This window comes from Streptomyces sp. LUP47B (assembly GCF_001746295.1).
Classification (GTDB): Bacteria; Actinomycetota; Actinomycetes; order Streptomycetales; family Streptomycetaceae; genus Streptomyces.
The window spans coordinates 1-12,827 of record NZ_MJAH01000021.1 but is presented as its reverse complement, the minus strand read 5'-3'; the positions used below and the strand labels follow the sequence as shown (position 1 = coordinate 12,827).

Below are 12,827 nucleotides of genomic sequence, written 5' to 3'. Positions count from 1 at the left end.
ACCATTCCACCCCAAACCTGGCGACTGACCTGCGCGAGTGCGTCAATTCCGCGGCTGTTGCCGCCCTTTGGCGAAGCTTGTGGAGGGCTCGTGCAGACTGGCCGAATGCGTACGGAACTTGTCTCGGAACCTGGTGATGTAAACCGCCCCAACGAGGACTTCGCGAGCGTCGCACTGCCCGCTTCCGGAAAGGGCGGCGTACTGATCGCCCTCGACGGGGTCACCCCGCCCGCCGGCCCGACGGGCTGTCTGCATTCCGTCCCCTGGTTCACGGCCCGTCTCGGCGGGGCGCTGACCGAACTGGCCGTTTCGCTCATGGATGTTCCCCTGGCCGAGGTGCTGTCCCGGGCCATCGCGCGCACAGCGGAGACACATGGTGAAGGTTGTGACCTTTCTCACCCGCGGACACCGCAGGCGACGGTGGTGATGGCGCGGTGGTCCCCGCAGACGGTCGAGTACCTGGTCCTGTCGGACTCGGCGCTGCTCGTGGAGGCACCCGACGGCACGGTCACGGCCGTCCTGGACGACCGCCTCTCCCGCCTCCCCCGCACCTCCCTGGCCACGGACGCCCTGATCGACGCCACCCTCCGCAACAAGGAGGGCGGCTTCTTCACGGCGGCGGCCGACCCGTCGGTGGCGGGGCGCGCGGTGACGGGGGTGCTGCCCCGATCGGCGGTACGCACCCTGGTGGCCCTGACGGACGGGGCGACCCGCTGGGTGGAGAAGTTCCACGAGGGCGGCTGGGGAGACTGCCTCAGCCTCGTCCGCAAGGAGGGCGCGCAGACACTGGTGGACCACGTCCGGAACCTGGAGCGGGCGGACGCGGAGACCCGGACACATCTACGCCGCAGCAAGACCCACGACGACGCGACGGTGGTGTACGCGGAGCTGTGAGAGGCAGCGCGACAATCCCGGCAGCGCCGACCGCCGAGGAGCCCCGCCGTCACCACGACGACGCGACGGTGGCGTACGCGGAACTGTGAGAGGCAGCGCGACAATCCCGGCAGCGCCGACCGCCGAGGAGCCCCGCCGTCACCACGACGACGCGACGGTGGCGTACGCGGAACTGTGAGGGTCTGCGCGGCAACTCCGGCCGCGCCGACCACCGAGGAGACATCCGCGAGCCGGCGTCCCGGGACGCCGTGTGCCGGCCGGGGCCCCTCCCGGCGCCCCCCTAGGTGGCCGACGAGTCCCGCCGCCGTGAGCTGCAGCTCTTGGCGACGCACGGGGTGCCCCCGGGCCAACCGGGTCCGGCGGTCCCTGCCGGCGGCACCCGCCGCCGTGAGCTGCCACTCCTGAGGACACACCGGGGTGCCCCGGGCCAACCGGGTCCGGAGCAGTCCCAGCCGACGACACCTGCCGCCGTGAGCTGCCACTCTTGGCGATGCGCCGGGGCGCCCCCGAGCCGACCGGGAAGGTCCGGCGGTCCCTCCTGGCGATGCGCGCCGACATGGTCACCAGACCCGCCACCGTGAGCTGCCACCTGAGGACGCAGCGGGGCGTTGCCGGGTCGTCCGGGCAAGTCCGGCGATGCCCCACGGGGTGATCGATGAGGCCCGCCGCCATGAGCTACAGCCCCTGGGCAATGCGCCGGGCACCCCGGGCCGACCAGGAAGGTTCGGCGGTTCCTCCCGGCGATGCGCGCCGACATGGTCACCAGACCCGCCACCGTGAGCTGCCACTCCGGAGGACACACCGGGGCGCCCCGGCCTACCGGGAAGGTCCCGCGTCCTTCCCGGTGACGTCCCCCGAGATGGACGACGAGGCCAGCGAGCTGCCACTCCTAGCGACGCACCGGGTCGTGTCTTTCGTCCGGATTACGGAGGCCGCTCCGGCACAGCACCCGGCGGCACCGCCACCGCCCTCGCCACCCGCACCGAGGCCCCCGGCGCCACCCGCCTCGCCCCGCCCGGATCGCCGCCCTCACCGCCAACCGGGCGATCGCCCGGACGGCCGGTTGGCTCACCCCCGGGGCTGTCCGCTGTCGGCCGTGCCCTCACGCGGGGTTCGGGAGGCCCGGCCAGGGGCTGATCCGCGACGACACGACCTGTCGGACGGCGGGCTTCCGGTCCGCGTCGCCGAGTACCCCGTACGGCCGTCCGTCCGCCGTCGAGCTCCCCGTCGGCCACTCAACCCACGGCAACCGGCGGCGGACTACTTCTCCATGCCGCGGTTCAGCTGGTGCAGCAGTCGCGCCAGTTCGGTGACCTCTCCCGGGTCCCAGTGCGCCAGCCGGCCCGCGTACCGGGCCCGGCGGGCGTCGCGGACCCGCTGTACCCGGGAGCGGCCCTCCTCCGTGAGGTCGACGAGCCAGGCCCGGCCGTCCGCCGGGTCGGGTGCGCGGGCGACGAGGCCCAGGTCCTCCAGGGCACGCAGCTGGCGGGACATCGTGGCCTTGCCGACGCCGATGTAGGCGGCCAGTTCCGTGGCGCGCTGACGGCCGCATTCATCCAGACGGACGAGCAGGCCGTAGGCCGCAGACTCCAGGTCGGGATGGACCTCGCGGGCCATCTCACCCTGGTTGGCCCGGGCGCGGCGCAGCAGGACGGTCAACTCACGTTCCAGCGCGAGGAATCCGGGCTGGTCCACACCGTGCGGCGCCACGTCGGCCCCGCCCAGGCTCCCGCCACCGTTTCCGTCTTCGTGCACGTCAGCCCCTGCCTTGGATATCCCGGTCGTGAAGGTTTCCGCCAAATTGCGCCATCACCGCGGCTCCGTAAGTATTTCGCAGGGCTGGACCAACGGCAGCCGCCGGTCCCGCTTCCCACCCCTCGTCGTCGTACGAAGCGTCTTGGCCGAGCAGCGGCTGGCATGCTCACGCCAGCCCGGCACGGCCGTCCCGTGTTCCCCCAACCGAGCATCACCGAGCCTTCGGAGGCACGCCATGCCCGTGCACAGACCCGGACCGATACGTCCCCGACGCCTCTTCGTCGTCGCACTCCTGCTCACCGCGTTCGCCCTGCTCCACCCGGCCGCCGCCCCGGCCGCCGAATCCCCCGAGGCCACCGCCACCCCGGCCCGCGGCTCCGCCCACATGGGAATGGGCGTCGTAGCGCATGACGGCCAGGACGGTCTGCCCGCCGGTACCCGTGCCACCCAGGCGGAGGGCGTCGACGTCGCCAGCTACCAGGGCAACGTCTCCTGGTCGACCCTGTGGAACAGCGGGGTGCGCTGGGCGTACACCAAGGCGAGCGAGGGGACGTACTACACGAATCCCTCCTTCAGCCAGCAGTACAACGGCTCCCACGACGTCGGCATGATCCGCGGCGCCTATCACTTCGCCACCCCGGACACCAGCAGCGGCGCGACGCAGGCCGACTACTTCGTCGACAGCGGCGGCGGCTGGTACCGGGACAACAGGACACTGCCCGGCACCCTCGACATCGAATGGAACCCGTACGGCGACGCCTGCTTCGGCAAGTCGCAGAGCGCGATGGTCACCTGGATCCGCGACTTCCTGAACCAGTACAAGGCGCGCACCGGCCGCAACGCCGTCATCTACACGGCCACCAACTGGTGGACCCAGTGCACCGGAAACTACGGCGGCTTCTCCGCCAACCCGCTGTGGATCGCCCGGTACGCCTCGACGGCGGGCACCCTCCCGGCCGGCTGGAGCTCGTACACCATGTGGCAGTACACCTCCTCCGGCCCGACGGTCGGCGACCACGACCGGTTCAACGGCGCCCTGGACCGCGTACAGGCACTCGCCGCCGGCTGACCCACCCCGGCATACGGCGAAGGCCCGGGCCTCCCTCACGAGAACCCGGGCCTTCACCTCATCCGGCAGCCGCGGGCCGAGCCCGCTGAGGACTACGGCCTCACGCCGCCACCGGAACCTCCGGCGTCGCCCCGTTGGTCGCCGGGGACAGCGCCAGCTCCAGGACCTGGCGGACGTCGGTGACGGCGTGGACGTCGAGCTTGTCCAGCACCTCCGCCGGGACGTCGTCCAGGTCGGCCTCGTTGCGCTTCGGGATGATGACGGTCGTCACCCCGGCGCGGTGCGCGGCGAGCAGCTTCTGCTTCACGCCGCCGATCGGCAGGACCCGGCCGGTCAGCGAGACCTCGCCCGTCATCGCCACGTCCGTGCGGACCAGGCGGCCGGAGAGCAGCGAGGCCAGCGCCGTCGTCATGGTGACGCCCGCGCTCGGGCCGTCCTTCGGGACCGCGCCCGCCGGGAAGTGGATGTGCACGCCCCGGTCCTTCAGGTCGCCGACCGGCAGTTCGAGCTCCGCGCCGCGCGACCGCAGGAAGCTCAGCGCGATCTGCGCGCTCTCCTTCATCACGTCACCCAGCTGGCCGGTCAGCGTCAGACCCGCCGCGCCCGTCTCCGGGTCGGCCAGCGACGCCTCGACGAACAGCACGTCTCCGCCCGCTCCGGTGACCGCGAGTCCGGTCGCCACCCCGGGGACCGCCGTACGGCGCTCCGCCGGGTCCTGGGCCGACTCGGGCACGTGGTGCGGCCGGCCGATCAGACCGCGCAGCTCCTGGTCCGTGACGGTGAACGGCAGCTTCCGCTCGCCCAGTTCGTGCTGGGCCGCCACCTTGCGCAGCAGCCTCGCGATCGACCGCTCCAGGGTGCGGACGCCCGCCTCGCGGGTGTACTCGCCGGCGAGCTTGCGCAGCGCGCTCTCGTCGATGACGACCTCGTCCTTGGCGAGCCCCGCCCGCTCCAGCTGACGCGGGAGCAGGTGGTCACGGGCGATGACGACCTTCTCGTCCTCGGTGTACCCGTCGAGCCGGACCAGCTCCATCCGGTCGAGCAGCGCCTCCGGGATCGCCTCCAGCACGTTGGCCGTGGCGAGGAAGACGACATCCGACAGATCGAGCTCGACCTCCAGGTAGTGGTCGCGGAAGGTGTGGTTCTGCGCCGGGTCCAGGACCTCCAGGAGGGCCGCCGCGGGGTCGCCGCGGAAGTCGGAGCCCACCTTGTCGATCTCGTCGAGCAGGACCACCGGGTTCATCGACCCGGCCTCCTTGATCGCCCGCACGATCCGGCCGGGCAGCGCGCCGACGTACGTCCGCCGGTGGCCGCGGATCTCCGCCTCGTCCCGTACGCCGCCGAGGGCGACACGGACGAACTTGCGGCCCATGGCGTGGGCCACGGATTCCCCGAGGCTGGTCTTGCCGACACCGGGCGGCCCGACGAGGGCCAGGACCGCACCGCCGCGCCGGCCGCCGACGACGCCCAGCCCCCGGTCGCTACGGCGCTTGCGCACCGCCAGGTACTCGGTGATCCGCTCCTTCACGTCCTCGAGACCCGCGTGCTCGGCGTCGAGGATCGCCTGGGCGCCCTGGATGTCGTACGCGTCCTCGGTCCGTTCGTTCCACGGCAGTTCGAGGACCGTGTCCAGCCAGGTGCGGATCCAGGAGCCCTCCGGGGACTGGTCGCTGGACCGCTCCAGCTTGTCGACCTCCTTGAGGGCGGCTTCCCGCACCTTCTCGGGCAGGTCGGCCGCCTCCACGCGGGCGCGGTAGTCGTCGGACTCCTCGCCCTCCTGCTCGCCGTTGAGCTCGCGCAGTTCCTTGCGTACGGCTTCCAGCTGACGGCGGAGCAGGAACTCCCGCTGCTGCTTGTCGACGCCCTCCTGGACGTCCTTGGCGATGGTCTCGGCGACGTCCTGCTCGGCGAGGTGGTCGCGGAGCTGCTGGGTGGCGAGCTTGAGGCGGGTGACCGGGTCGGCGGTCTCCAGCAGTTCGACCTTCTGCTCGGTGGTCAGGAACGGCGAGTAACCGGAGTTGTCGGCAAGGGTGGAGACGTCGTCGATGGCCTGCACCCGGTCGACGACCTGCCAGGCGCCGCGCTTGCGCAGCCAGGCGGTGGCGAGGGCCTTGTATTCCTTGACCAGTTCGGTGACGTGACCGGGCAGCGGTTCGGGGACGGTCTGGTCGACCGTGGTCCCCTCGACCCACAGGGCGGCGCCGGGGCCGGTGGTTCCCGCACCGATCTTCACCCTGCTCCGGCCGCGAATGAGCGCTCCCGGGTCGCCGTCGGCCAGCCGCCCGACCTGCTCGATGGTGCCGAGCACACCGGTGCCGGCGTATTCGCCGTCGATGCGTGGCACCAGCAGGACTTTCGGCTTTCCGGGTTCCGAGCGGGCGGCGGCCTGGGCGGCCTCCACCGCGGCGCGTACGTCGGTGTCGTTCAGGTCCAGCGGAACCACCATTCCGGGCAGCACGACCTCGTCGTCGAGCGGCAGCACGGGCAGGGTGAGCGGTGTGGACGTCGAAGCCATGATCTCCCCTTAGGCAGTCAAGTTGAGCTATGCCGACTCAATGCACCAGGGACTTCGAATGTTCCCGACCCCTTCGCGTGTTCGCTGTCGGCGATCACGGCTGCCGGAACCGCGGACTCGGACCTATGGTCATCCAGTAAGAGGCGCATGCCGCAAGAGACCATTACAGGGGGATGTCATGGACAGAGTCGTACAGGCGTGGGTGACGGGCTGGGTCGTGTCCCGCGGGGCGGCGACGCCGGAGCGTGAGCCGTGGGGGTTCACCGTCGACGTGGGGCAGCTCGCGCAGGTGTCGCGGCATGTGTTCGACGCGCTGGGCGACGACGTGGACGAGGGGGTCGTGCGCAAGGTGGCGGGCGGGGTGACGGGGGCCGGGGTGTGGCTCAAGGTGTTCCAGGACCCGGAGGTGGTCAGGCCCTGGCTGGACGAGGGCTGGTGGGTGGATCCCGAGCCGGGTTACCTGATGACGGTCCCGCTGACCACGCCGGCGCGAGGGACCGCCGCTCCCGACGGATACCGGCTGCGCACCTGGTCCGTCGGCGGCGTCACACGCGTCCTCGTCGCCGCGCCCGACGGTTCCCTCGCGGCGCGCGGTCAGGTCGCCCCGACCGGCGCGACCGCCGTCTTCGACCAGATCGAGACCGCGGCCGCCCATCGGCGCCGGGGCCTGGGCAGCGTCGTCATGCGCACGCTCCAGGCCGTCGCGGCCGACACGGGTGCCGAGACCGGCGTCCTCGTGGGAACACCGGCGGGGCGGGGGCTGTACGAGTCTCTGGGCTGGCATGTGGAGGCTCCGCTCACCAGTGCGAAGTTCGTGGGGCCGAACGCCGGGTGACCGTCCGTCGCCGCCCGCGGAAAACCCGGAGGCGACGGGGGACGGCCTCTGTCATGCTGCGCCGGTGATCGCCCCGATACTTCCGGTGGTTCCCGCCGGCCGCATGGCGGACAACGTCCAGCCGGTCCTGGCTCTTCCCGGCGGCCTGGAACTCCGGCCCTGGCGCATGACGGACGCCGATGCCCTGGTGGCCGCGAGCCACGATCCGGCCATCAGTCGCTGGAACCTGCTGCCGACACTGACCGAGGACGAGGCACGCGCGCGTATCGGGCGGATGCGGGAGCGGTGGGAGAGGGAGACGGCGGCGGTGTGGGCAGTTGCGCGGGAGAACGCGGGGGCCAAGGGGCGGGCGTCCCGAAGAGCACCGGCATCGGCCCCGCCGCCGGTCCGCGGGACGAGCACGCCCAGAACCCCCGCCCCGGCGACATCCTCGGCCTCGCCGCCTGGATCGACGTCGACCTCGACCGGGGCCACGCCGAGATCGCCTACTGGGTGCTGCCCGCCGGCCGCGGCATCGGCATCGCCGTCGAGGCCACCCGTCGGCTCACCGACTGGGCGCTGCACGATCTCGGCCTGCACCGCCTCACCCTCTGCCACGCCGTCGCCAACGAGTCCTCCTGCCGCGTGGCGGAGAAGGCCGGCTTCCCACTGGAGGGCACCATGCGCCACGCCCTCCTCCACTCGGACGGCCGGCACGACCAGCACCTCCACGCGCGCGTGCGGGGCGACGACCCGAATGACCTGGACCACCGAGACAACCGAGACGACCGGGGGAACGAACCACCATGACCACCGCGGACATGCAGCCCCTCCTCTCCGCCTACGACGACCAGATGCGCGGCGCTCCCCCGACCCCGCCCGCGGGGGTGACGTACGAGCAGGACGGGCCGCTGCTCAGGACCGTCGGCCAGTTCCGCGGGCTGGTGAGCGGGCCGCGCGACCTCGGTGTCGACGGCGGCGCGCTCGACGAACTCATCGCGCGGCAGCGTGACTTCTTCGCGGCACGCGGCGAGGCCGTCGAATGGAAGACCCGCTCCCACGACACCCCGGCCGACCTCACCGAACGACTCCGCGCGGCCGGTTTCGTGCCCGAGGAGCGGGAGACGGTACTGGTCGGCCGGGCCGCCGAGATGGCCCTGTGGCAGCCCGCGCCACCGGAAGGCGTCACGGTGCGCCGCGTCACGGCGGACGCGGACATGCGCCGGATCGCCGCGATGGAGTCGGCGGTCTGGGGCGAGGACTGGAGCTGGCTCGCCGACGACCTGATCGGCAGGGTCGGCACCGCGCCGGACGACATCGCGGTGTACGTCGCCGAGGCGGACGGCGAAGTGGTGTGCGCCGCCTGGCTGGTGTTCCGCCCGGGCACCGGGTTCGCGAGCCTGTGGGGCGGATCCACGCTCGCCGAGTGGCGGGGCAGGGGCATCTACCGCGCCCTGGTCGCCGTACGCGCCGCTCTCGCCGTCTCCCGAGGCGTCACCTATCTGCACGTGGACGCGTCCGACGACAGCGCGCCCATCCTGCGCAGGCTCGGCATGCACGCGGTGACCACGACGACGCCGTACGTCTGGACGCCCGCGGTTCGCTGAGACCGTGCCTAGGACCTGTCCGCGAGGGGCTGACGTGCACGGTGCCACCGCCGTACCGCCGGCCAGGTCGCGACGCCGATCGTCAGGGCGATCAGATGGCCCCAGTCGGTCATCGGGTCGGTGAACGCGATCAGGTCCGTCACCAGCATCCAGGCGAACACGGCGAGCAACGGCCGGCGCAGCCACGGCCCGAGCAGCCCCGCCAGCGCACCGAGGCTCGCGGCGACGCCGAAGCTGACCCCGTAGTCGAGACGGTGCAGTGAGCTGGCGGGCAGATGCCCGACCAGGACCGCGAGGCCTATGGGGACCTCGGTGGCGAGGGTCGCGCCGATATGCCCGAGCAGGAAGACACCGGCCGTGCGCATCCCACCGATCCGCCGCTCCAGCGCGGTGAGGACGAACAGCAGGGCAACGGCGTACGGCGAGAGGATCCCGCCCGCGATCCACAACGCGCTGGCGACCAGCACCAGTACGGGCGTCCGCACGAGGTGGGCGACATCGGTGCTGGAGCCCTGGTGCAGGGTGTGCACGAGGGCGGGGTCCAGCTGCGCGGCGACGAGCGAGACGACGGTCAGGACGGCGCCGTAGAAGAAGGTGAACGGGGTCCCGACCGGGGCGGGGAACAGCCGCCGGAGGCGGAGGACGCGAAGTCGGGTGTCCGGAACGGCCGTTGCCAGAGATGTCACGGGAGTCTCGGCGGCACCCGTCCCGCAGCGTTCCCGCTGCCGGGGCAACCCGTCGAGCAGTCCCGCCACCGGCACAGGGGAGGGCGCGTCGTCGGAAGGAGTGGCAGGCACGGTCCGTTCCAAGGTGAGCTGCTCCTTCCGTTTCACTCACCCCAGCCTTCGCGTCCGACCCGCCCCCTGTCTGTGACCTGCGCCACCTCACCCCCCATTCACAGTGACTTCTCAAGAAGTTCCGCCCCGGACTCCGTACCTGCCAGGATGGGCCGATGCCCACCTCGTACGACATTCCCGAAGTCCTGGACCGTCGCGAGGGCCCCTACGGGGAGGTGGTTCTCCGGCGCCACGGCGAGTTGCTCCAGATCATCGCCAACGGCTGCTTCCTGATGGACACCTCCGACGGACGCTCGGAGCGGATGCTCGTCGACGCGGCGCTCGCCGCCCTCGACGACCGCCCCGCCCCACACGTCCTCATCGGCGGCCTCGGCGTCGGCTTCTCGCTCGCACACGCGGCCGCGAACCCGCGCTGGGGGCGGATCACGGTCGTCGAGCGGGAACCGGCGATCGTCGACTGGCACCGCGCGGGCCCGCTGTCGGCCCTCTCGGCCGAGGCGCTCGCCGATCCCCGGACGAAGATTCTGGAAACGGATCTAGTCGGATTCGTCAATGAGACATGCGCCACTTTTGATGCGCTGTGCCTCGACATCGACAACGGCCCCGACTGGACGGTCACGGACGGCAACCACGGGCTCTACGCGCGTACCGGACTCACAAGCTGCGCAAGGGTGTTGAAGCCGGGCGGGGTACTGGCCGTGTGGTCGGCGAAACCCTCTGCGGAATTTGAGGGATCCCTATCAAATGCCGGGTTCCAGCAGGTACGTACCGAGGAGATCCCCGTTGCCCGGGGCGTACCGGACGTCGTGCATCTCGCCGTCCGACCTGGATAGCAAAGGGGTGATGACTCCCCGTACTCTGCTTCCCTACGCCGATCATTCAAGCGTCAATCGCAGTCATGCGCAGACAAGGAATCACCCCACATGGTTCCGGAAAGCACTCCCCAGGGGCGGGCGATGGAGCAGACACACACCTCCCACAACGGCACGACGGCCACTCCGGGCGCACAGCGCCGGGTTCTGGTCGTCGAGGACGATCCGACGATCGTCGACGCCATCGCGACCCGCCTGCGCGCCGAGGGATTCCTCGTGCAAACGGCGGTCGACGGTCCGTCGGCGGTGGACACGGCAGAGGCCTGGCAGCCGGACCTGCTGATCCTCGACATCATGCTGCCCGGCTTCGACGGTCTCGAGGTCTGCCGCCGTGTGCAGGCCGCCCGTCCGGTGCCGGTGATGATGCTCACCGCGCGGGACGACGAGACCGACATGCTGGTCGGGCTCGGCGTCGGCGCCGACGACTACATGACCAAGCCGTTCTCGATGCGCGAGCTGGCCGCGCGCGTGCACGTCCTGCTGCGGCGGGTCGAGCGGGCCGCACTGGCCGCCGCGACGCCCCGGTCCGGCATTCTCCGGCTCGGCGAGCTGGAGATCGACCACGCGCAGCGTCGGGTACGGGTGCGCTCGGAGGACGTGCACCTGACGCCCACCGAGTTCGACCTGCTGGTGTGCCTGGCGAACACCCCGCGCGCGGTGCTCTCCCGTGAGCAGCTGCTGGCCGAGGTGTGGGACTGGGCGGACGCCTCCGGCACCCGCACGGTCGACAGCCACATCAAGGCACTGCGCCGGAAGATCGGCGCCGAGCGGATCCGCACGGTGCACGGCGTGGGCTACGCCCTGGAGACGCCGACGCCATGAGCGAGGGTCCGGCCGGCCGGAGAAGCCCCAAGGAACCCTGGGGCGGCGTAAGCCCGTTCTCGATCAAGACGAAGCTGGGTGCCCTGGTCGTCATCGCGGTCCTCATCACGACCGGGCTGATGATGATCGCGATGCGCACGGCGACGGAGCTGCGCTTCATCACGGTCTTCTCGATGATCGCCACACTGCTCATTACGCAGTTCGTGGCGCATTCGCTCACCGCGCCGCTGGACGACATGAACGCGGTCGCCCGGTCCATCTCGCACGGCGACTACACCCGCCGGGTGCGCGAGAACCGGCGGGACGAGCTGGGCGACCTGGCCCAGACGATCAACCGTATGGCGGACGACCTGGAGGCCCAGGAACGCCAGCGCAAGGAACTTGTGGCAAATGTCTCCCATGAGCTGCGCACGCCCATCGCGGGCCTGCGCGCGGTGCTGGAGAACATCGTCGACGGGGTCACCCAGGCCGACCCCGAGACCATGCGCACGGCCCTGAAGCAGACCGAGCGGCTCGGCCGGCTGGTGGAGACGCTGCTGGACCTGTCCCGGCTCGACAACGGCGTCGTACCGCTGAAAAAGCGCCGTTTCGAGGTGTGGCCGTACCTGTCGGGCGTGCTGAAGGAGGCCAACATGGTCGCCACCGCGCGCGCGGGCATCGCCTCCGGGTCCGGCAGCCACACCCGCAACGACGTCCATCTGCACCTCGACGTGTCCCCGCCGGAGCTCACCGCGCACGCCGACCCGGAGCGCATCCACCAGGTCGTCGCCAACCTCATCGACAACGCGGTCAAGCACAGCCCGGCGCACGGCCGGGTGACGGTCAAGGCGCGGCGCGGGTCCCTGCCGGAGTCGCTCGAGCTGGAGGTGCTCGACGAGGGCCCCGGCATTCCGCGCTCGGAGTGGCACCGCGTCTTCGAGCGGTTCAACCGCGGTCAGGTCAGGCGCCCGCACGGGCCGGGCAGTGACGGCGGCACCGGGCTCGGGCTCGCGATCGCCCGCTGGGCGGTGGATCTGCACGGCGGCCGGATCGGAGTGGCCGAATCCGATCGGGGCTGCCGGATCCTTGTCACCCTTCCAGGACTTCCATCTCTGCCAAGTTGACGTAAAGTTCGAAGCGGAGCCACAAGATCCATCTCTGTTCCGCGCCGACGGACACGTGTGATCAGGCAGAGGGCCGCGCCACCGTCGCGCACGGCCCCGCCCGGCGCTTCCCTCACGTGGACTCCCGCAGCGGAACTACGCTTGTTTCCCGCCATTTCCACCCCTGAAACCCGCTGTTTGATGTGACTTACACGACGATGGACCGGCCCGGCCTGACCTTCACGGTCTTGGGGGCGTAGCCTTTATTTCCGCTGTCCATCACCTTGTGAGAAGCGGAAGAGGGCGGTTGCCGCCGTGTCGCCACAGTCCCCCAGTAACTCGAGCATCTCGACCGACGCAGACCATGCGGGCAAGAACCCCGCTGCCGCGTTCGGCCCGAACGAGTGGCTCGTCGACGAGATCTATCAGCAGTACCTCCAGGACCCGAATTCGGTAGACCGTGCCTGGTGGGACTTCTTCGCCGACTACAAGTCGGGGGCCGCCGCTCCGGCTGCGGCGGGTACCGCGGCCGCGGGGGCCGCGGAGACCACCACCGCGGCCGCGGCCGCACCGGCCCCCACCGCTCCGGCTCAGGCCGCC

The 12,827-nt window shown here is 71.2% G+C and carries 12 protein-coding genes and 1 pseudogene; 10 read left to right on the top strand and 3 right to left on the bottom strand.

The genetic code is table 11. The features are described from left to right. Positions 1-105: 105 nt before the first annotated feature. A complete protein-coding gene (locus BFN33_RS42075) occupies positions 106-894 on the top strand; it encodes a protein phosphatase 2C domain-containing protein (RefSeq protein ID WP_069765506.1) in 789 nt (262 codons plus the stop codon). A gap of 1,260 nt (positions 895-2,154) precedes the next feature. Here the strand turns inward: BFN33_RS42075 and BFN33_RS42070 are convergent. Further along, positions 2,155-2,649 carry a MarR family winged helix-turn-helix transcriptional regulator gene (locus BFN33_RS42070; protein WP_069765505.1) on the bottom strand — a complete coding sequence of 165 codons (495 nt, stop codon included), beginning with the start codon at positions 2,647-2,649 and terminating at the stop codon, positions 2,155-2,157. 235 nt (positions 2,650-2,884) lie between these two features. Between BFN33_RS42070 and BFN33_RS42065 the strand changes: the two genes are divergently transcribed. Further along, the gene (locus BFN33_RS42065) at positions 2,885-3,718 is read left to right on the top strand and encodes a lysozyme (protein ID WP_069765504.1); all 834 of its coding nucleotides are present in this window, start codon (positions 2,885-2,887) and stop codon (positions 3,716-3,718) included. Between the two features lie 100 nt (positions 3,719-3,818). Here BFN33_RS42065 and lon read toward each other — a convergent pair whose 3' ends face one another. After that, positions 3,819-6,233 (bottom strand): endopeptidase La, encoded by a 2,415-nt coding sequence (gene lon, locus BFN33_RS42060; RefSeq protein ID WP_069765503.1) that lies wholly within the window; start codon positions 6,231-6,233, stop codon positions 3,819-3,821. A gap of 178 nt (positions 6,234-6,411) precedes the next feature. Here lon and BFN33_RS42055 point away from each other — a divergent pair, with 178 nt between their 5' ends. The 4 genes and pseudogenes from BFN33_RS42055 to BFN33_RS42045 all read left to right on the top strand — a co-directional run bounded on the left by BFN33_RS42055 (position 6,412) and on the right by BFN33_RS42045 (position 8,654). Then, on the top strand, positions 6,412-7,068 hold the full coding sequence (locus BFN33_RS42055; protein WP_069765502.1) for a GNAT family N-acetyltransferase: 657 nt from the start codon (positions 6,412-6,414) through the stop codon (positions 7,066-7,068). Continuing rightward, positions 7,016-7,363, top strand: a pseudogene (locus tag BFN33_RS55705) (GNAT family N-acetyltransferase); the annotation flags it as partial. The gene BFN33_RS42055 and the pseudogene BFN33_RS55705, both read left to right, overlap by 53 nt. Continuing rightward, on the top strand, positions 7,354-7,857 hold the full coding sequence (locus tag BFN33_RS42050; protein ID WP_370743368.1) for a GNAT family N-acetyltransferase: 504 nt from the start codon (positions 7,354-7,356) through the stop codon (positions 7,855-7,857). The pseudogene BFN33_RS55705 and the gene BFN33_RS42050, both read left to right, overlap by 10 nt. Then, positions 7,854-8,654, top strand: coding sequence for a GNAT family N-acetyltransferase (locus tag BFN33_RS42045; RefSeq protein ID WP_069765501.1), 801 nt, complete (start codon positions 7,854-7,856; stop codon positions 8,652-8,654). Before BFN33_RS42050 ends, BFN33_RS42045 begins: the two co-directional genes overlap by 4 nt. Positions 8,655-8,662: 8 nt before the next feature. Here the strand turns inward: BFN33_RS42045 and BFN33_RS42040 are convergent, their stop codons facing one another. Then, on the bottom strand, positions 8,663-9,451 hold the full coding sequence (locus tag BFN33_RS42040; RefSeq protein WP_256123023.1) for a rhomboid-like protein: 789 nt from the start codon (positions 9,449-9,451) through the stop codon (positions 8,663-8,665). 155 nt (positions 9,452-9,606) lie between these two features. On the opposite strand from BFN33_RS42040, the gene BFN33_RS42035 reads away from it, so the two are divergent. From BFN33_RS42035 to BFN33_RS42020, 4 genes are all read left to right on the top strand, one after another. Then, on the top strand, positions 9,607-10,284 hold the full coding sequence (locus tag BFN33_RS42035) for a spermidine synthase (RefSeq protein WP_069765499.1): 678 nt from the start codon (positions 9,607-9,609) through the stop codon (positions 10,282-10,284). A 123-nt stretch (positions 10,285-10,407) separates the two neighbouring features. Further along, positions 10,408-11,145, top strand: a complete 738-nt coding sequence (locus BFN33_RS42030) for a response regulator transcription factor (RefSeq protein ID WP_057612257.1) — start codon at positions 10,408-10,410, stop codon at positions 11,143-11,145. Then, positions 11,142-12,248 carry an ATP-binding protein gene (locus tag BFN33_RS42025; RefSeq protein ID WP_069765498.1) on the top strand — a complete coding sequence of 369 codons (1,107 nt, stop codon included), beginning with the start codon at positions 11,142-11,144 and terminating at the stop codon, positions 12,246-12,248. Before BFN33_RS42030 ends, BFN33_RS42025 begins: the two co-directional genes overlap by 4 nt. 294 nt (positions 12,249-12,542) lie before the next feature. Then, a partial coding sequence (locus BFN33_RS42020) for a hypothetical protein (protein WP_141758054.1) occupies positions 12,543-12,827 on the top strand: 285 nt, incomplete at its 3' end.